Consider the following 18,852-nt stretch of genomic DNA (forward strand, 5'->3'; position numbering starts at 1 on the left):
GAAAACCCTTTCAGCTCTGCGTCTTCCACCATTCCAACAGCGCCGCCTCGGCCTCGTCGCGGGTCATCGGGCCGCGATCGAGGCGCAGCTCCTTGAGATAGCGCCAAGCCTTGCCGACCTCGGGACCCGGCCGCAGGCCGAGCAGCTCCATGATCGCGTTGCCGTCCAGGTCGGGGCGGACCTTGGCGAGGTCCTCCTCCTGCTGGAGTCGCTCGATGCGCGCCTCGAGGTCGTCGTAGGTGGCGCGCAAGGCGGCGGCGCGGCGCTTGTTGCGGGTGGTGCAGTCCGCGCGCACCAGCTTGTGCAGCCTGGGCAGCAGCTCGGCGCCGTCGGTGACGTAACGGCGCACCGCGGAATCGGTCCACTGACCCTTGCCGTAGCCGTGGAAACGCAGGTGCAGGAAGACCAGCCGGGCGACGTCCTCGGTGAACTGCTTCGGGTACTTCAGCGCGCGCATCCGCCTGCGCACCATCTTGGCGCCGACCACCTCGTGGTGGTGGAAACTGACGCCGCCGCCCGGCTCGTTGCGCTTGGTGTCCGGCTTGCCGATGTCGTGCAGCAGCGCGGCCCAGCGCAGCACCAGGTCCGGGTCGCCGTCCTCCAGATCGATGGCCTGCTGGAGCACGGTCAGCGAGTGCCAGTAGACGTCCTTGTGCTGGTGGTGCTCGTCGATCTCCAGCTTCATGGCGGGCACCTCGGGCAGCACCCGCTGCGCCAGACCGGTCTCGCACATCACGTTGATGCCGTCGATCGGATGCGCGCCACCGATCAGCTTGTCCAGTTCGGCGCGCACCCGTTCGGCGGTGATGCGATCGATCTCCTCGGCCATCGCCTCGATGGCCGTGCGCACCCGCGGGGCGAGTTCGAAACCGAGCTGGGAGACGAAGCGGGCGGCCCGCAGCATGCGCAGCGGATCGTCGTGGAACGAATCCTCGGGCGCCGCAGGGGTATCCAGCACTCCGGCCAGCAGGGCATCCATGCCGCCGAGCGGATCGACGAACTCCAGCGAACCATCCGCGGCGATCTTCACCGCCATCGCGTTGACGGTGAAATCGCGGCGCACCAAGTCGCCTTCCAGGTTGTCGCCGAAGGTGACCTCGGGATTGCGCGAGACCCGGTCGTAGGTGTCACTGCGGAAGGTGGTGATCTCCAGCTGCTGATCGTCCTTGGCCGCGCTGACCGTGCCGAACGCCAGCCCGCCGGTGTCCCACAGGTGATCGGCCCACCCGCGCATCAGCTCCTGTACCTGCTCGGGTCGCGCGCTGGTGGTGAAGTCCAGATCGGTGCCGAGCCGCCCGAGCACCGCGTCGCGCACGCTGCCACCGACCAGATACAGCTCGTGCCCGCGCGCCGCGAACAGTTCACCCAGCGGGGTCAGCACATCGGCGAGTCCGCCGAGGGTGACCGCCGCCGCGGCAAGCAACCGGGTACGCCGATCCTCGGAAGGCAACGGGGCTGGATCGGTCACTTGCGCATCCTCGGACTTGGACGAAACCACGAAGCAGCAGCTTACCGAGGCGGGAAAAGCGGAATTCGGGCAAGGCGCTGGCGTGGTGCGTGCCGTGCGCGCCAGGGCGGCAAATCCAACACAGTAGGATTGCTTGGTGTCTCCGGCCGATCGCGCGAACAGTCGACGCCGCCAGCCTCGGCGCCGCGGTTCGGCGGCCAACGCGGCGAAACCGCGTATGCGCACGGTACGGGAGACTTCCGCGGGGGGATTGGTCGTGGACGGTCTGGACGGACCGAGCGATAAACGCAGCGCCGCCTTGATCGGTCGCACCGATCGTCGCGGCCGGTTGCTGTGGTCGTTGCCGAAGGGTCATATCGAGGAAGGCGAGACGGCGGAGCAGACCGCGATCCGTGAGGTGGCCGAGGAGACCGGCATCCACGGCGTGGTGGTGGCCGAGTTGGGCAGTATCGATTACTGGTTCGTCACCGAGGGCCGCCGGGTACACAAGACCGTGCATCATTATCTTTTGCGTTCCGTCGGCGGTGAGTTGTCCGATGCCGACGTGGAGGTCACCCAGGTCGCGTGGGTTCCGTTGAGCGAGCTGGATTCTCGGTTGGCCTACGCCGACGAGCGACGCTTGGCCGAGGTCGCGAACCGGTTGATCGACCGGATGGAGACCGGCAAGCGATGACCCAGACTTTTCGGCATCGCACTGCGATTCCGTGGGGGGTGGTGGCCGGGCGACGGGTGGGCCTGTTCCGGGTCCTCGTGGCGGTCCTGACCCTGATCGGTTCGGTGACGGCCGTGCCGGTGTTGCTCGCGGTTCCGGCGGACGCGCAGCCGACCGGGTCGAACAACTCCACGACGCCCAAATTCTTGAAGTTGTCGCTGGATTCGGTGACGCCCTCGGCGGTGACCACCACGAGTGATCCGCTGCTCACCGTCTCCGGCACGGTGACCAATATCGGCGACCGCGTCGTCGACGACATCAGCGTCCGCATTCAGCGGGCCTCCATGGTGTCGGCGCCGAGCGGGTTGCGTTCGGCGTTGCGGCTGGATCAGGTCAACTACGAGCTGACCGGTCCGTTCGAGGATGTGGTCGAGCGGCTCAGTCCCGGCCAGCGCAAGCAGTTCACGTTGAGCATTCCGCTGCGCTCCGGCGGCGACACGTCGTTGCAGATCGATGAGCCCGGCGTGTATCCGCTGCTGTTGAACGTCAACGGCGAGCCCGCCTACGGCAGCCAGGCGCGGCTGGACGACGCCAGGTTCCTGCTGCCGGTGCTCGGCCTGCCGCCCGCCGGGCCGGACGCGCCCGAGCCGGTGCACGCGCCGACCGACGCGCCGGTGGCGACCACGTTGCTGTGGCCGTTGGCCGACCGGCCGCGGCTGGTGGCCGGTATGCCGGGTTCGGTGAACGGGAACGTCGAGCTGACCGACGACGAACTCGCGGCGTCGCTCGGCAAGGGCGGTCGGCTGGAACAGCTGCTCGGCGCGCTGGAGTCGGCGCTCGGCACCGGGCCGAACCGGGAACGCGGGCTGGCCTCGGCGGTGTGCGTCGCCGTCGACCCTGATCTGCTGCTCACCGTGCAGGCGATGACCAGGGGCTACCGCGTCCTCGCCAGCCCATCCGATCCGGACGGCGCGACCAGGGAGGGCACCGGCGCCGAACACGCGCAAGTCTGGCTGGACCGGTTGCGCGCGCTCGCCTCGTCGGTGTGCACGGTGGCGTTGCCGTTCGCCCAGGTGGACGTGAACGCGCTGGCTGCGGTGAACGATCCCGAACTGTCCGCCCGCGCGTTGGACGCGCCCGCGGAGATCATCGATTCGATCCTGGCCACCCGCTCGCTGCGCGGCGTCAGCCTGCCCGATTCCGGCAGTATCGACGTGAGCGGCGCAACGTTGTTGCGCGGCCACGGTTTCGGCACCGCCGTGCTCGCCGACACGGCCGCGGTCCCGGTCGGCCAGGCCGATGCGGTGGATTTCAGCAGCAGTCGCGGATCCGCGATCACGACGGACGCTCCGGAAACGGCGGCGCCGGAGATGATCCGGTTGCCGGGGGTCACCGCGCCGACGCCCGAGCAAGCACCTCCGCCCGCCGATCCTTCCGCGCCGCCCGCCGCGCGGCCCGCTCCAGCGAAGCCCGACCCCGCGCTGCACGCGGCGACCTTCGACATCTGGTCGGCGACGGCGCTCGCCGCGGTCGGCTCGAATCCGCCGACGCCCTCGTTCACACCGGACCGGGTGCGCTACGACGTGACCAACGACTCGCGCGCCGCCCGCCTGCAGGACGCGTTGGGCGCGGTCTCGTGGAGCGCGCTGCACCCGGAACCGGGCAAACCGCGTTCGCTGCTGCTGGTCCCGCCGCAGCAGTGGGGCGCCAACCGGGACGAGGCCGCCGCGCTGCTGCGGCAGCTCGACCTGCTGGTCAAGAGCAATCTCGCGACGCCGCGCCCGTTCGCGGACCTGCTCGCGCTGCCACCGGACCCGCAGCCCTACGAACTCGACTACCTGCCGCAGGCCGCCGAGGACGCGGTGCCCGCGCGGTTCGTCCTGCCGACGCGCGAGCAGGGCCACCGGATCACCGAGCTGATGCGAGCCCTCGTCGACGTGCCGGAGATCGAGCCGACGCCGCGCCAGTTCCTCACCCCGCTCCGCGACGACCTGATCCGGGTGCTCTCGCTCTCCGATCGCCGCACCGGCAATGCCACCCAGCCGGACACCTTCGCGCAGCGGCGGCTGGACCAGACGACGCGCACGATGAACAACCTGTACCGGTCGGTGACGGTGCTTCCGCCGGGCGGTGTGTACACGCTGGCCTCGGAGCAGAGCCCGTTGCTGCTGGTCGCGCGCAACGATCTGCCGGTCGCGATCCGCATCAGGTTCCGCATCGAGGCGCCGTCCGAGACGAACATCACCGACATCGGCGAACAGCAGCTGCCGCCGAAGGGCACCCGGTCGTTCCAGATACCGACCGAGGTCAGCGACAGCCGCAACCTGGTGATTCCGATCTCGCTCGCCACGCCCGACGGTGTCGCGCTCGGCAACGCCACTTCGGTCTCGGTGCGTTCGAACGCCTACGGCCAAGCCTTGGCCATAATTACGGCATGTGCCGGACTGCTGCTGTTCCTGTTGGCCGGGCGTCGGCTGTGGCGGCGCTTCCGCGGCGAGCCCGATCCCGCCGACGAGGGTTTCGACCCCGGCATCCGGCGTCGGGTCAACAGGTACCGTCGGGCGCGCATGCGAGTGCTGCGTGAAGAGGGACAGGGGCACGATGAGGGATGATCGATCCGATGCCCTCACCGTGCGGGACAATCGGTGGATGTCCGCGCCCGCTTCGGAGCGCGGGCGGGTACCAGCACGACGGGGGAGGCTCGATGGGCGAAACGCCGATCGGGCATGCCGGATGCGCAGGTCCGGTACGACACAGGAGGCATGATGAGCGACGATGATTTATCCGCTCATCGGCCTCGACCTGATGAACGACCTGACGGGCCGCCTGCCCGCCGGGCGCCCGCCGCGCCTTGGGAACGGGGGATGCGGCCGCAGAGCGAACCGCAGGAGGATCCCGGCATGACGCACCGGGACCCCTACGGCGAGTACCCGAGGGTGCCTCGGGTCAGCCGCCCCTCCGGACCGCCGCAGGGCGGTCGGACGGCGCCGCCCTCGGGCCCGATGCCCGCCCAGCGCGGACCGCTTCCCGGCCAGTCCGGCCCCATGCCCGCGCAGCGCGGACCTGGCGGTCGTCCGCCCGTGCCGCCGCAGCGGCCCGGCTCCGCGCCGCATCCCGGTCAGCGCCAGTATCCGCCGCAATCCGGCGGGCCGCGTCCCGCGCCGCCCGGGCGCCCCGTACCGCCGATGCCATCGGCCCCGCCGCCGACACAGCGTCCTCCGGCACCGGCAGAGGGCAGGCAGGCGCCGCCCAGGGCGCCGCACGGCCAAGGCGAGCCGATCCCACGTACCCCCGCGCCGCCGCAGCGGTTCGCGCCGCCGCCCAAGTACGCGCCGCAGCAGCCGAACCCCGCGCCGCTGCGTGGCCGACCCGCGGCCGCGGTGAACGACTCGCCGCCGCCCGCCAATCGGCCGCGCACCCAGGAGTGGGCCGTCACCGAGGCCGAGCCGGAGCCGACCGAGACCAAGGAAAGCACGAACTCCCGGCTGCTCAGGGACTCCGGCTCGATCGCGATCGCGACTCTGATCAGCCGCATCACCGGTTTCGGCAAACAGTTGCTGCTCGCCGCGGTGCTCGGCCCGGCGATCGCCAGTGCGTTCACCTCGGCGAGCCTGATCCCGAACATGATCACCGAGCTGGTGCTCGGCGCGGTGCTGACCGCGATGGTGGTTCCGACGCTGGTGCGCGCGGAGAAGGAGGACCCCGACGGCGGGGCGGCCTTCGTCCGGCGTCTGGTCACCGCCGCCTTCGTGGTGCTGATGGGCGCGACACTGCTGGCGACGGCCGCCGCGCCGCTGCTGGCGACGCACGTCTTCGTGTCCGCCGACGGCAAGGTCAACACCCAGCTGACCACGGCGCTGACCTTCTTGCTGCTGCCCGCGATCCTCTTCTACGGCATGTCGGCGCTGTTCACCGCGATATTGAACACCCGCCAGGTGTTCAAACCCGGTGCGTGGGCGCCCGTGCTGAACAACATCGTCATGCTGGCGGTGCTCGGCCTCTACGCGGTGACGCCCGGTGAGATCACGCTCGACCCGGTGTCGATGAGCGATCCGAAGCTGCTCGTCCTCGGCGTCGGCGTCACGCTCGGCGTGTTCACCCAGGCGGCCGCCCTGCTGCCCGCGATCCGCCGCGAGGGGATCGACCTGCGCCCGCTCTGGGGTGTCGACACCCGGCTCAAGCAGTTCGGCATGATGGGCGCGGCCATCATCCTGTACGTGCTGATCAGCCAGGTCGGCTTGGTCTTCGCCAACCACGTCGCCTCGACCGCGGACGAGGCGGGCCCGGCCATCTATTCGCTGGCCTGGCTGCTGCTCCAGCTGCCCTACGGCGTCCTCGGCGTCACGGTGCTCACCGCGATCATGCCGCGCCTGAGTCGCAACGCGGCCGAGGGCGACACCCCGGCCGTCGTCGACGACCTGTCCGTCGCGACCCGCCTGACCATGATCGCCCTCTTCCCCGTCGTCACCTTCCTGACGCTCGCCGGGCCGCAGCTGGGCGAGGCGCTGTTCGGGTACGCGCGCTTCACCGGCGACGCCGAACGGCTCGGCTACGCCGTCAGCTGGTCGGCCTTCGCGCTGATTCCCTACGCCCTCGTGCTGATCCACCTCCGGGTGTTCTACGCGCGGGAGCAGGCGTGGACGCCGACCTGGATCATTCTCGGCATCACCGCCGTCAAGATCGCCCTGTCGGCGCTGGCGCCGTTCATCGCCGACAACAGCGATCAGGTCGTCATCGTGCTCGGCGTCGCGAACGGCCTCGGGTTCACCGCGGGCGCCATCATCGGCGGCTACCTGCTGCACCAAAGTCTCGGCGACCTGCGGATGGCCAACGTCGGGCGCACCGTCACTCGGGTCGTGCTCGCCTCGGTCGCGGGCGGCGCGGTGATGCTGATCGTGGACAAGGTGCTCGGCCTCGAGCGGCTGTCGGAGTCCATGGGCGGTCCCGGCTCGCTGATCCGCGTGATCATCACGGCCATCGTCATGTTCGCGACGGCGTTCGGGCTCATGCGGCTCGCGGGCATTCCGGAGATCGTCGCCATCACCGTGGCCATTTCCCGGCGCCTCGGCATCACGCCGCCCGCACCGGATCTCGACCTCGACGGACCGGTCGAGGACGAGTACGCCACGCAGGTGTTCCGCAGGCCCGATCCGTACATGTACTCGGGCTTCGACCCCTACCTGGACTCGCAGGCCACGATGGTCTTGCCCGTGATCAGACCGGATGCTGTTGACCGCACCGGGCGGGGTGAGTTCCCGTACCCTGTTCGGCAGAGAAGCACAAGTGGCGAGTTCGCCGGAACTTCGACATATCAGGGCGAAGGAGGAATGAGGGTGAGCGACGACGCGGCGGTGGGCGGCGTCCCAGCCGCCGATCCTTCTGCGACCAAGGCCGGCGGCCTGTCCACCGACCACCCGCCCGCCGCGGAGAACCCGTCGGACCCCCAGCATCCGCACCCGGGACCCGACAGCCCGCCCTCCGCCGACGGCCACGGCCCGCGCGAGACCCAGCATCAGGCGCCGCCGCGCGACCCGATGTACGACACCGGAATGATCCCCATTCCGCAGCTGCCGCCCGCCGGAACGGAGGCGACGGGTGCGCGTCGAACTCCGCGCGGCCCCAAGCTGATTCCGGGCGCGTCGGTCGCGGGCGGTCGATACCGTCTGCTCGCCAGCCACGGCGGCGCGCGCGGGCTCAAGTTCTGGCAGGCCCTCGACATCAAACTCGACCGCGAGGTCGCGCTCACCTTCGTCGACGCCGACCAGAAGGCCACCGACAACTCCGGCCACGACGGTCCGCAGGCCATCCTGTCGCGCACTCTGCGGCTCGGCCGCATCAATTCGCCCGGTCTGGCTCGCGTTCTGGACGTGGTGCGCGGCAGCTCCGGCGGCATCGTGGTCGCCGAGTGGACGCCCGGTCGCTCGCTGCGCGAGATGGCCGAGACCGTGCCCTCGCCGATCGGCGCGGCCCGCGCGATCCGGGCGCTCGCCTCGGCGGCCGAATTGGCCCACCGCGGCGGCGGTTCGCTGTCCATCGACCATCCCGACCGCGTGCGCATCAGCGCCTCCGGTGACGCCGTGCTGGCCTTCCCCGGCACGCTCGGCGATTCCGACGCCCAGTCCGACGTGCGCGGACTCGGCGCCATGCTCTACGCGCTCATCACCGCGCGCTGGCCGATCCGCTCCGGCGGGCTGACCGGCACCGCGGCCACCGTCGGCGGGCTGCGTCTCGCCGACTTCGGTCCGGACGGAACGCCGGTGGAGCCGAGGCAGATTCGGCCCGAGGTGCCCTTCGAGATCTCCGCGGTCGCGGTGCGCTCGCTGGAGTCGAACAAGGGCGTGCGGACCGCGGCGACCGTCCAGCACGTGCTGGAGCAGGCCTCGGTCGTCGACCAGAAGACCGACTTCATCCCGGTGCTCCGCCTCGGCCAGCGCGCGCAGCCGCCGAACGCTGACGATTCGCTCGCCGATCCGGAATTGCTCGCCGCCGAACGCGAGCGGTCGCAGCGGATGATGTGGATCATGGTCGGCCTCGGTATTCTGGCCGCGCTCGTGGTCGGCATCGTGATCTGGTGGATGGTCAGCGTTTTCGCGCCAGGGGCGTCCGACGCGCCGATCGACGAATCACGCAACATCGGTCTGACCACCAACAGTTCCGTCTCGCCGACGACACCGGCCGGAGCGGTCCCGAGCAATCCTGCGTCCGGCGGCGTGCCCGTCCCGGTGACCAACGCGACCGTGTTCTCGCCCGAGGGCACCCCGGACAACGTCAGCGGCGTCGGCGCGGTGCTGGACGACGACCCGGCCACCGTCTGGCGCTCCGATCAGTACTTCCAGCAGTTCCCGGCCCTCAAGAAGGGGGTCGGTCTGCTGGCCACGCTGCCGAGCCCGGCGAAGCTGACGAACGTCTCGATCACCTCGCCGAGCCCCGGTACGTCCGTGGAAATCCGTACCTCGCCGACGAATTCGCCGACGTTGGACCAGACCCAGCTGATCGGCGCCGCCCAGCTGGCCGACGGAGTCACCGAAATCCCCGTGACCGCGGACCAGTCCGCGCGCTACGTGCTCGTCTGGATCACCGGTCTCGGCAACTCGGGAAACCAGTTCCAGACGACGATCGCCGATCTGCGGTTCGACGCCGCGCCCTGATCGCCCGCGTCGAATTCCTCCCGCTCCCTGCTTGATTGGGCGCCGTCGGACGAAGTCCGCCCGCAGCCCGCGCACGTGGTCTTGTTGCTGCCACTTCGGCAGTCCCGATATGATCGGCTCGCGCTCTCGGCAGGGGAGCTTCCCGGGACCTGGTTTTTTCGATCCCGGATGCTGCGAAATATCTACGGCGATGGTCTTTTTGGGCTGTCGTGAGTTGAGCGCCGTCCAAGGGGTTGGTTTTGTCGTCGGAATTGAACGAGGATTCCCGCGGGGGAAGTTCGCGGGTCGCGGCCCGTGAGCGCTCGTTCGTGCCCGGCGAGCTATCCGACCGGGAACTGCTCAGCGCCCACGCGCGCGGCGAGCGGCACGCCTTCGCCGAACTACTACGCAGGCACAACGATCACCTCTGGCAGACGGCCTTGCGCACGTCCTACACCCGTGAGGACGCCGCGGACTCGTTGCAGGACGCGCTGCTCTCCGCGCACCGCACCGCGGGATCGTTCCGCGCCGAGGCCGAGGTGCGCAGTTGGCTACACGCGATCGTGGTGAACGCCTGCCTGGATCGCATCCGCCGCAACAAGACTCGTCGCGCGGTCTCGCTGTCGCCCGATACGCTGCCGGAACCACGCGACGAGCGGGACGAGTTCGCCGAGGTCGAGATGTCGATCGTGGTGGACCGCGCGCTGTTCTCGCTGCCGCCCGATCAGCGCACCGCGCTGGTAGCGATCGACCTGGAGGGGTATAGCGTGTCGGAGGCGGCGGCGATGCTGGGGGTTCCGGAGGGGACGATCAAGAGCCGCTGCGCTCGGGGTCGACAACGCCTGCAAGAGCGTTTGGAATTTCTCCGCGATCCGGGGAACCGGAAGTAGTGGCGATGCGTCATTAATAGTGACGAACACCTGAGCGATGTACAGATGGCGCCCGCGGGTTCCCGCGGCGCGGCCGCGACAGACAAGACAGTTACGTCGGATGAGACCACTGGAGGTGCGATGGCGACCCGGTCCGTACCGCAGCCTCCATTTTCGCCGGAACTGCTCGCCGATCTGCATGCCGACAACGTGGATCCCGAGCTCGGCGCGCAGCTGTGGCCCGCCGTCCGCGCCGACTCCGACGCGGTGCGCTACCTGCGCTCGCTGGACGAGGTGACGACGCGGCTGCGCACCCTGCGCACCGACGAGTGCGTCGTCCATCCGATGCCGGAGGACGTCTCCGAGCGGCTCGCGGCCTTCGTCGCCGAACTGGAGCTGGGCGAGGAGCCGACCGAACGAGTCGCCACCGTGCATCGGCTCGACGCCACGGCATCCGACGAGGACGCGGCGCTCCGAGATCAACGGGTCCTCGGAAACGGCAGCGAGCCAACGGCTTCCGAGGACCGGACCGAACGCATCGCGACCCCGATATCGCTCGCTCACCGGCGAAGTAGACGCCTGCGCTTGGTCGCCGCCGCGGCCGCCGTCCTCGCGGTGATCGCGGGCACCGGCATCGGCGTCCAGATGCTCCGCGACGGTGACGCGACGACCACCGCGAAACCGACGCCGACCAACGATCAGATCGGCGACGACCTGACCCCCACGGCCGCGCTCGCCGCCCTCGGCCGCAACGACGTCACCGGACCGCTCGGCAGCCGCGGCGCCCTCACCCGCTGTGTCGCCGCGGCCGGGCTGGACCGGGCCGTTCTCGGCTCGATGAATATGCGGTATCAGGGCAAGGACGCGGTGCTCATCCTGCTGACCGGCACCGCCCAGGGCAAGATCACAGCGCTGGTCGTCGGCCCAGGTTGCACCACGGGTGACCCGCAGGTGCGCAAAGTCACCGACATCGGCTGACGAGCACGGGCCCACCGGTGCGGGAACAACAGCGTTTAGGCTGTTGTTGACCGTCACGTTCCCCCTCAGATCTTCTCGGAAGGGCCCCATGAGCGAGCTCCACGAGCGAACCACCGACACGGCCACGCCAGTTCGCGACCTGATCATCGTCGGCTCCGGCCCCGCAGGCTATACCGCAGCCGTCTACGCCGCCCGCGCCGAACTCGAGCCGCTGCTCTTCGAGGGCACCCAGTTCGGTGGCGCGCTGATGACCACCACCGAGGTCGAGAACTTCCCCGGCTTCCGCGCCGGCATCATGGGTCCGGACCTGATGGACGAGATGCGCGAGCAGGCCAAGCGTTTCGGCGCCGACATCCGCACCGAGGACGTGGACGCCATCGACCTGAGCGGACCGGTCAAGACGGTCACGGTGGGCGATCAGACCTACCGGGCGTACGCGGTCATCCTGGCCATGGGCTCGGCCGCCCGCTACCTGAACGTGCCCGGGGAGCAGCGACTGCTCGGCCGCGGCGTGAGCGCCTGTGCCACCTGCGACGGCTTCTTCTTCAAGGGCCAGGACATCGTGGTGGTCGGCGGCGGCGACTCGGCGATGGAGGAAGCGACCTTCCTCACCAAGTTCGCGTCGAGCGTCACCATCGTGCACCGCCGCGAGGAGTTCCGTGCGTCGCGCATCATGCTCGAGCGCGCCAAGGCCAACGAGAAGATCAAGTTCGTGCTGAACGCCGAGGTGGTCGAGGTGCACGGTGAGAACGCCGTGACCAGTCTCACCCTGCGCGACACCCGCACCGGCGAGACCTCCGAGCTGGCCGCGACCGGCCTGTTCGTGGCGATCGGCCACGATCCGCGCAGCGAGCTGGTGCGCGGCCAGGTCGAGCTCGACGACGAAGGCTACGTGCAGGTCGAGCACCCGACGACGGCCACGAAGGTTCCCGGCGTCTTCGCCGCGGGCGACCTCGTCGACCACACCTACCGCCAGGCCATCACCGCCGCGGGCACCGGCTGCCGCGCCGCGATCGACGCCGAGCGCTGGCTGGCCGAACAGGGTGACATCACCGCGAACACCCTGGACGCCGCGGGCCAGCCGGTCGCCGTGAACGCCAACTGATCTCGCTCTACCGGATTCACAAGGAGATACCCCATGTCCGAGAACACGGTCACCGTGACCGACAAGTCCTTCGCCGACGAGGTGCTGCTCAGTGAGAAGCCCGTGCTCGTCGACTTCTGGGCGGATTGGTGCGGTCCGTGCAAGATGGTCGCTCCCGTGCTGGAGGAGATCGCCGCCGCGAACGCGGACAAGCTGACCATCGCCAAGCTGGACGTGGACGCCAACCCGGAGACGGCGCGCGAGTACCAGGTCCTGTCCCTGCCCACTATGATGCTGTTCCGCGGCGGTAAGCCGGTCAAACAGATCGTCGGTGCCAAGGGCAAAGCGGCCCTCCTGCGCGAACTGGAAGACGTGATCTGACGGCGCGAATCCACGACGCGCCGTAGGATGCCTGCACCACCCCCGTAATTGTCGGATTCCGGGGCAGGTCTGAGACAATCGACCGACGCTCCGGTCGTGCGAGGGTGTATGCCGTCGCATGAGTGGGTACCCGGGTTGACGGAAGGAAAGGGCTCTCACGCATGCACCGACTTCGTCACGGTGATACCGGTCCAGCCGTCGCTGAGGTTCGGAGCACCCTGGCAAGTCTCGGCTTCCTGCACGCACACGCCATCGGCGCCGAGCACGGCGACGCACGCGAGTACTGGAAGGACACCGAAGCCTCCTTCGACCACCACCTCGACTCCGCGGTCCGCGCGTTCCAGCAGCATCGCGGTCTGCTCGTCGACGGTGTGGTGGGTCCGGCCACCTACCGGGCCTTGAAGGAGGCGTCCTACCGCCTCGGTGCGCGCACGCTGATCTATCAGCTCTCGGCGCCGCTGTACGGCGACGACGTCGCCACGTTGCAACGCAAACTGCAGGACCTCGGCTTCTATGTTCATCGGGTGGACGGGTACTTCGGCCCGCACACCCACGACGCACTCACCGCGTTCCAGCGCGAGATCGGTCTGTCCGCCGACGGCATCTGCGGTCCGGACACGCTGCGTTCGCTGGAATTGCTCGGCGCGCGCGTCACCGGCGGCAACCCGCATCGCATCGCCGAAGAAGAGGTGGTGCATCGGGCTGGGCCGCAGCTCACCGGCAAGCGGATCGTCATCGATCCGGGTCTCGGCGGTCCCGACAAGGGATACGCGGTGCCGACCGAGTACGGCGACGTCTACGAGTCGGAGATCCTGTGGGATCTGGCCAGCAGGCTGGAGGGCCGGATGGCCGCCACCGGCATGGAGACATTCCTGTCACGGCCGTGGGGTGCGAATCCCACCGACGCCGAGCGCGCGGAGACCTCCAACGCCTTCGACGCCGACCTGATGATCTCGCTGCGCTGTGCCACCAACCCGAGCTCCTCGGCGAACGGTGTGGCCAGCTTCCACTTCGGCAACTCGCACGGCTCGGTCTCGATGATCGGGCAGGTGCTGGCCGGGTTCATTCAGCGCGAGGTGGTGGCCCGCACGTCGTTGCAGGACTGCCGGACGCATTCGCGTACCTGGGATCTGCTGCGGCTCACCAAGATGCCGACGGTCCAGGTCGATATCGGTTACCTCACCAACGAATACGACGCCTCGGTCCTCACGAATCCGCGGATGCGCGACGTCATCGCCGAGGCCATCCTGATCTCGGTGAAGCGTCTGTATCTGCTGGGTCAGGACGATCAGCCGACCGGCACGTACACGTTCGCCGAGCTGCTGGCCGAGGAACTGGCCGCCGCCGACCGAACCTGAGACTTCGTCTCGAAGGAAAGCCCCCGCTGTGATCGGCGGGGGCTTTCTCGTCTCAGCGTGCGCCGGCCCGGGTGGGGGCCGTCATGGACGCGGCGGCGAGCAGCTGGTCGAGCGCGCGCTCCACGTCTTCCTTCCAGCCGTGATCGGAATCCAGCTCCAGGCGCAGGCGCGGGAAGCGGTGGTGCGGTGCGACCACCTCGAAGCCGTACTCCTCGAGCAGGTCCGCTTCGATCATGCAGGTCTGCGGTGAGCATTCGGTGGGGGCGGCCGAGGCGGAACCGCGGACCGGAGCGCCGATCCGCTCCATGAGCGTCATCGAACCGACCAAACGGTCCGAGAGCCGTTTGGTCGGCGGATCCGTACGGATGCCGAACGCTTCCAGTGCGCGAACACCGCGGCGGACCAGATCCGACACCACGGCCTGCACCAGGCGGTGGGCGATGTCCTCGTCCCGGTGCGGGAACTCGGTGCGCAGCGTGGTCAGCAAGATGGCATCCGGGCTGACCGGGGAAGTGGGGAACAGCGTCGCGCGCGGCACGGCGCTGGGCGGCGAGTACAGGGCGCAACCCGCCACGCTGCCGTCCACGTGGGCCACCTGGCCGCACGAACCCCATTCGAGCATGACCGTCGAAAGCCAGGCCTCTTTTTCGAAGACCGGATCGCTGAACGCGCGCGAGTCCTCCGCGACGGCGGGATCGATCTCCCAGAAGACACAGCGCCGGGCATGCGCGGGCAGCTTGTCCAGTCCGTCGAGGGTAAGTGCTGTGACGCTGGTCGACACCGCTCTGCTCAGCCTCCAGCTGTCCGATTCATCCACGCTCACGTCGCATCAACGTCTTCTCGCCAGCAAGAATAAGCGATCAAGCGAATCCGCCTCATTCCACGTCGCTGTGCTGTTGGTAGGAGCCCTCGTGCCGGACCGTCGGCGCGCGCAATATCGCTGTCGCGCTGCCCTTTTCGACGCCGTCACAGTGACGTTTCGACGCCGGGCCCGTATATACCGAGAACACGGGGCTATTTTGCCTCTTCTGTCACTGACCGAGCTGCTCTTGCGCCATCAGACCGACGATGCGCTCCAGATCTTCCACGGACCCGAACTCGACGACGATCTTGCCCTTGCGTTTGCCGAGGCTCACAGTCACCCGGGTGTCGAACGAATTCGACAGCCGCTCGGCCACGTCCTGCAGACCGGGCATATGAATCGGCTTGCGCCGCGGAGCCGGGGGAGTGGCCGCGTCCGGATCACGGTTGGCCAGGGTGACGGCTTCCTCGGTGGCACGCACCGAGAGGCCCTCCGCGACGATGCGGGCGGCCAGCACCTCCTGCGCGTCGGCGCCCGCTTCCAATCCGAGCAGGGCGCGCGCGTGACCGGCGGACAGCACGCCCGCCGCGACCCGCCGCTGCACCGGGATCGGCAGCTTCAGCAGGCGGATCATGTTGGTGACGACCGGACGGGATCGACCGATCCGGGTGGCCAGTTCTTCGTGGGTGACGTCGAATTCCTCGAGCAGCTGCTGGTACGCGGCCGCCTCTTCCAACGGGTTCAGCTGCACCCGGTGGATGTTTTCCAGGAGGGCGTCGCGCAGCATCGACTCGTCGGCGGTCTCCCGAACGATCGCCGGGATCGCTTCCAGGCCCGCCTCCTGGGCGGCACGCCAGCGGCGCTCACCCATGATCAGCTGATAGCGGTCCGCCTCGACGCGGCGCACCACGATCGGCTGCATGAGGCCGAATTCGCGGATGGAGTGGACCAGTTCAGCGAGCGCTTCTTCCTCGAAGACCTGGCGCGGCTGCTTGGGATTCGGCTCGATCTGGTCCGGCGGAATCTCGCGGTAGAGCGCGCCACCGGGGGTGGCGAGGTCGGCCTCGTCGACGGTGTCCTCGGGATCCGGGACGCGGTGCAGGTACGCCGAAGCAGGCTGCGGACCGACGGGATCGAGTCCGATCACCACGTTGGCCGCGGCGCTGCCGAGACCCTGCGTGGTCGCGGGCCCCGTCGGGATCAGCGCGGCCAGACCTCGTCCTAGCCCGCCCTTCTTCGCCTGACTCATCGGCCCACCGATCCCTTCCCTCGTTCGCCACCAAACCGGGTCACGCCGACCCGGGACACCGGTACCCGAATCACTCCGCGCCGTTCGCGGCCTGCCGGGCCATCGCCCGCTGGGCCATCTCACGTCCGGCGTCGAGGTAGCTCATCGCACCCCGGGAGCCTGGATCATAATCGAGCACGGTCATTCCGTAACCCGGCGCCTCCGAGACCTTCACGCTGCGCGGAATCACCGAGCGCAGCACCACATCGCCGAAGTGACCGCGCACCTCCTCGGCGACCTGGTCGGCGAGCTTGGTACGCCCGTCGTACATCGTGAGGATCACCGTGGACACGTGCAGCTCGCGATTCAGATGCGCCTGCACCAGGCCGATGTTGCGGAGCAGCTGGCCGACGCCCTCCAGCGCGTAGTACTCGCACTGGATCGGGATCAGCACCTCCTTGGCCGCGACGAGCGCGTTGACCGTTAGGAGGCCGAGGGAAGGCGGGCAGTCGATCATCACGTAATCGATGTCGTAGCCCGCGATATTGGCCTCCTGGATGGCGCCCTTGAGGCGGCCCTCCCTGGCGACCATCGAGACGAGTTCGATCTCCGCACCCGCGAGATCGATCGTCGCCGGGATGCACAGCAGTCGCTCGTTGTGCGGGCTCTGCTGGATAGCGTCCTTGACGGAGACCTCGCCGATGAGCAGTTCGTAGCTGGAAGGGACGCCGGAGTGATGCTCGATGCCGAGGGCGGTGCTGGCGTTGCCCTGCGGATCGAGATCGATCACGAGCACCTTCATCCCCTGATGCGCAAGGGCCGCGGCGAGATTCACCGTCGTGGTCGTCTTACCGACGCCGCCCTTCTGATTCGCGATGGTGATGATGCGCTGCTCGCGAGGTTTCGGCACTGTCACCTTTCCTGGGTGCAATATCTGACTTGCGCGCTGAGCTTCGGCCGCGATCGGGGTCTCGCTGGGGGAGATGTGCCCGAACGGCGTGCTTCCGAATGCCTCCGCGTCGAAGTTGCTGGAGTCCAGCATCCCCGGCACGCGCGACGTAGTTTCCCGTGAAACATTCGCCGGACCGCTCGACATAGACAGCTCCTAACCAGAGAACTACAGACCACGTGCCCTCGGCCCACGCCGACGCCGTGTCTTCAACAGCCTGTGTCGGATCGAACATGATGCTCCGTCGGGACGGCGCCCGATCAACCGAGCGGAGCTGTCCCGCACACCCACATCCCACCGTGGCATCAACGCTCACGCCCGACGCACACTAGCTTGCCAGCACTGAGCGCTAGAAGAAAGTTGAATCGCGGCGACACGCAGATCCGCGCGAATGAACATTGCGTGCCGCAGGATTTCCGGCCGGGTGGGTGATTTTCACTGGGCGGATGGGGGTTCGAAGGTGCCGGGTTGGGGGTGCGTTAGGGGTTGGGCTTTGCGCGCCGTCGCAGATTCCTTGCGCGGAGGACGAACTGCGGCGCTTCATCGAGTTGCGCTGATGCTCCGGGGACTGCTCCGATAGCGCACCCGACGAGCGATGTTTCACGTGAAGCGGCCGGGCGATGTTTCACGTGAAGCATTGTGTCCACGGCGGAATGCCGCGCCCCCGCGGAGAGTGGCACTGCGCCTTCCGTTCACTCATCCACGATTCTGGCGCTCTCGACGGCGCCGCAGTGATCCAATCCCGTTGCTGGGACGCGGCGACCGCCCAAAGAACAGCCGAAGCCAATGCCCCGAACCCGTTGCGAAGCTTCGGATCCAAAAGCTGGGTCGGTCGCGCCTGCCGCTGTCCAGGCACTGGGTCTATCGCCCCCGCTTCGCACATCCGATCTACGTCCGCATCTCGCGAATTCCGTATCGAGTTCGCGCGTCAGCCGTTCCAGTCGGTGACGCATCCATTGCCCGCACACTCGATCCCGTCGCCACCATCCACAGCGGCGTCGCACTGCGGCTGCGAGCGAAAGAGGCGGGGCGCTCCCAGAGCACGCTAAGAGCGGCGAGCGTCCGTGCACGCTGATTCGAAAGAAGAGGCGCTACCGACTTCCGAGCTCGAACTCCGGAGCGATGCTCCACGTGAAACATCCACCCAAACCCGGCCGCGCACTGGAGCCACCGTCCACTGCACCATCCAGCCAAGCCGTGCGAACGAGCGTCGAGGCGCACGTTGTTGCCGTCGAGGGGCGCGACACCAGACCGAGCTATCGGGACGCTCCATCGGTCCGCGCTACCCTCCGTCGCGGCCGACGGCCTCGCGACAGTGGCCCGCGATCGGGCAACGCCAGCGACTCGAGGCAACAAGGCGTCACTGAGTTGAGCGATCCACCGAGCCAGCCGCCCGAGCCACCAACTCGAGCCACGGGCCGATCCATCGTGCGTGCATCCAGCCAAACCATTTCAGATGCCCACCGCCGGAAGCCGTGGCTTGACACAGGCGCGCCTGAAGCAGCCACCGGCCGCGCGAAAAGCGGGGAGAACGCCCCTGGCGCGGAGATCCGGACGAGTGCCGCTCAGCCACCACCAAGTTCGCGCACCGAGCGATGCTTCACGTGAAACATCCGCCAAAGCCTCCACCCGACCTCATTCGTGGCGTCTCACCACAGCCCAAACCCTTACCCGTGCCGTCACATGCGCAATTGAAATCGAGTCAGCCGACAGGCCACATCTAGGCCCGGTCTCGAAGTCCGGCCGGGATGCATGCGTGGCTCTGATCGTCGCCTGGCAAAGGCGGAGGAGGAGCCGATACCGGGGCCCTGTCTCGGCGACGACGACAACGCGGTCAGGCGGCGATCTGCGCCGCGGAGGCGCCGGATGGGACTTCGAGACAGGGCCTGGTCGAGCCATCCGTCCGAGCCTTGGGCGAGCCATCCGTAGCGCTGCATCCGACTGCGTCTCCAGGAT

Annotated in this window: 12 protein-coding genes; 8 read left to right on the forward strand and 4 right to left on the reverse strand. The window is 68.6% G+C overall.

Annotated elements, in window-relative coordinates; all coding sequences use genetic code 11:
- Positions 1-10: 10 nt before the first annotated feature.
- Positions 11-1,468 (reverse strand): CCA tRNA nucleotidyltransferase, encoded by a 1,458-nt coding sequence (locus tag AB0H49_RS00440; RefSeq protein ID WP_354998303.1) that lies wholly within the window; start codon positions 1,466-1,468, stop codon positions 11-13.
- A 136-nt stretch (positions 1,469-1,604) separates the two neighbouring features.
- Between AB0H49_RS00440 and AB0H49_RS00445 the strand changes: the two genes are divergently transcribed.
- The 8 genes from AB0H49_RS00445 to AB0H49_RS00480 all read left to right on the forward strand — a co-directional run bounded on the left by AB0H49_RS00445 (position 1,605) and on the right by AB0H49_RS00480 (position 13,917).
- Positions 1,605-2,141, forward strand: coding sequence for an NUDIX hydrolase (locus tag AB0H49_RS00445; protein WP_067834794.1), 537 nt, complete (start codon positions 1,605-1,607; stop codon positions 2,139-2,141).
- The gene (locus AB0H49_RS00450; protein ID WP_357245607.1) at positions 2,138-4,732 is read left to right on the forward strand and encodes a DUF6049 family protein; all 2,595 of its coding nucleotides are present in this window, start codon (positions 2,138-2,140) and stop codon (positions 4,730-4,732) included. The genes AB0H49_RS00445 and AB0H49_RS00450 overlap by 4 nt, the downstream gene beginning before the upstream one ends.
- A 288-nt stretch (positions 4,733-5,020) precedes the next feature.
- Complete coding sequence (locus tag AB0H49_RS00455; protein WP_357245610.1) at positions 5,021-9,268, forward strand: lipid II flippase MurJ; 4,248 nt, start codon at positions 5,021-5,023, stop codon at positions 9,266-9,268.
- 308 nt (positions 9,269-9,576) lie between these two features.
- Entirely contained in the window at positions 9,577-10,137 is a 561-nt protein-coding gene (gene sigM, locus AB0H49_RS00460; RefSeq protein ID WP_357246574.1) for an RNA polymerase sigma factor SigM, read from the forward strand.
- A gap of 120 nt (positions 10,138-10,257) precedes the next feature.
- On the forward strand, positions 10,258-11,094 hold the full coding sequence (locus AB0H49_RS00465; RefSeq protein ID WP_357245613.1) for a hypothetical protein: 837 nt from the start codon (positions 10,258-10,260) through the stop codon (positions 11,092-11,094).
- 88 nt (positions 11,095-11,182) lie between these two features.
- Entirely contained in the window at positions 11,183-12,199 is a 1,017-nt protein-coding gene (trxB, locus tag AB0H49_RS00470) for a thioredoxin-disulfide reductase (protein ID WP_354998299.1), read from the forward strand.
- A gap of 33 nt (positions 12,200-12,232) precedes the next feature.
- Positions 12,233-12,559, forward strand: coding sequence for a thioredoxin (gene trxA, locus AB0H49_RS00475; RefSeq protein WP_141808050.1), 327 nt, complete (start codon positions 12,233-12,235; stop codon positions 12,557-12,559).
- Between the two features lie 161 nt (positions 12,560-12,720).
- Positions 12,721-13,917, forward strand: coding sequence for an N-acetylmuramoyl-L-alanine amidase (locus tag AB0H49_RS00480; protein ID WP_354998298.1), 1,197 nt, complete (start codon positions 12,721-12,723; stop codon positions 13,915-13,917).
- Positions 13,918-13,969: 52 nt separating this feature from the next.
- On the opposite strand, the gene AB0H49_RS00485 is transcribed toward AB0H49_RS00480, so the two are convergent.
- The 3 genes from AB0H49_RS00485 to AB0H49_RS00495 form a co-directional block, all read right to left on the reverse strand.
- Positions 13,970-14,698, reverse strand: coding sequence for a GNAT family N-acetyltransferase (locus AB0H49_RS00485; RefSeq protein WP_357245617.1), 729 nt, complete (start codon positions 14,696-14,698; stop codon positions 13,970-13,972).
- A gap of 250 nt (positions 14,699-14,948) precedes the next feature.
- On the reverse strand, positions 14,949-15,968 hold the full coding sequence (locus AB0H49_RS00490) for a ParB/RepB/Spo0J family partition protein (RefSeq protein ID WP_354998296.1): 1,020 nt from the start codon (positions 15,966-15,968) through the stop codon (positions 14,949-14,951).
- Between the two features lie 70 nt (positions 15,969-16,038).
- Positions 16,039-17,043 carry a ParA family protein gene (locus tag AB0H49_RS00495; protein ID WP_357245621.1) on the reverse strand — a complete coding sequence of 335 codons (1,005 nt, stop codon included), beginning with the start codon at positions 17,041-17,043 and terminating at the stop codon, positions 16,039-16,041.
- Positions 17,044-18,852 lie beyond the last annotated feature (1,809 nt).

Source organism: Nocardia sp. NPDC050713 (assembly GCF_040654315.1).
GTDB lineage: Bacteria > Actinomycetota > Actinomycetes > Mycobacteriales > Mycobacteriaceae > Nocardia.

Bases quoted from the DNA above. Each gene is read 5' to 3' on its own strand.
- AB0H49_RS00455 (WP_357245610.1), top strand. From the start codon at position 5,021: ATGACGCACCGGGACCCCTACGGCGAGTACCCGAGGGTGCCTCGGGTC.
- AB0H49_RS00480 (WP_354998298.1), top strand. From the start codon at position 12,721: ATGCACCGACTTCGTCACGGTGATACCGGTCCAGCCGTCGCTGAGGTT.
- AB0H49_RS00465 (WP_357245613.1), top strand. From the start codon at position 10,258: ATGGCGACCCGGTCCGTACCGCAGCCTCCATTTTCGCCGGAACTGCTC.
- trxA (WP_141808050.1), top strand. From the start codon at position 12,233: ATGTCCGAGAACACGGTCACCGTGACCGACAAGTCCTTCGCCGACGAG.
- AB0H49_RS00490 (WP_354998296.1), bottom strand. From the start codon at position 15,968: ATGAGTCAGGCGAAGAAGGGCGGGCTAGGACGAGGTCTGGCCGCGCTG.
- AB0H49_RS00495 (WP_357245621.1), bottom strand. From the start codon at position 17,043: ATGTCGAGCGGTCCGGCGAATGTTTCACGGGAAACTACGTCGCGCGTG.
- trxB (WP_354998299.1), top strand. From the start codon at position 11,183: ATGAGCGAGCTCCACGAGCGAACCACCGACACGGCCACGCCAGTTCGC.
- AB0H49_RS00450 (WP_357245607.1), top strand. From the start codon at position 2,138: ATGACCCAGACTTTTCGGCATCGCACTGCGATTCCGTGGGGGGTGGTG.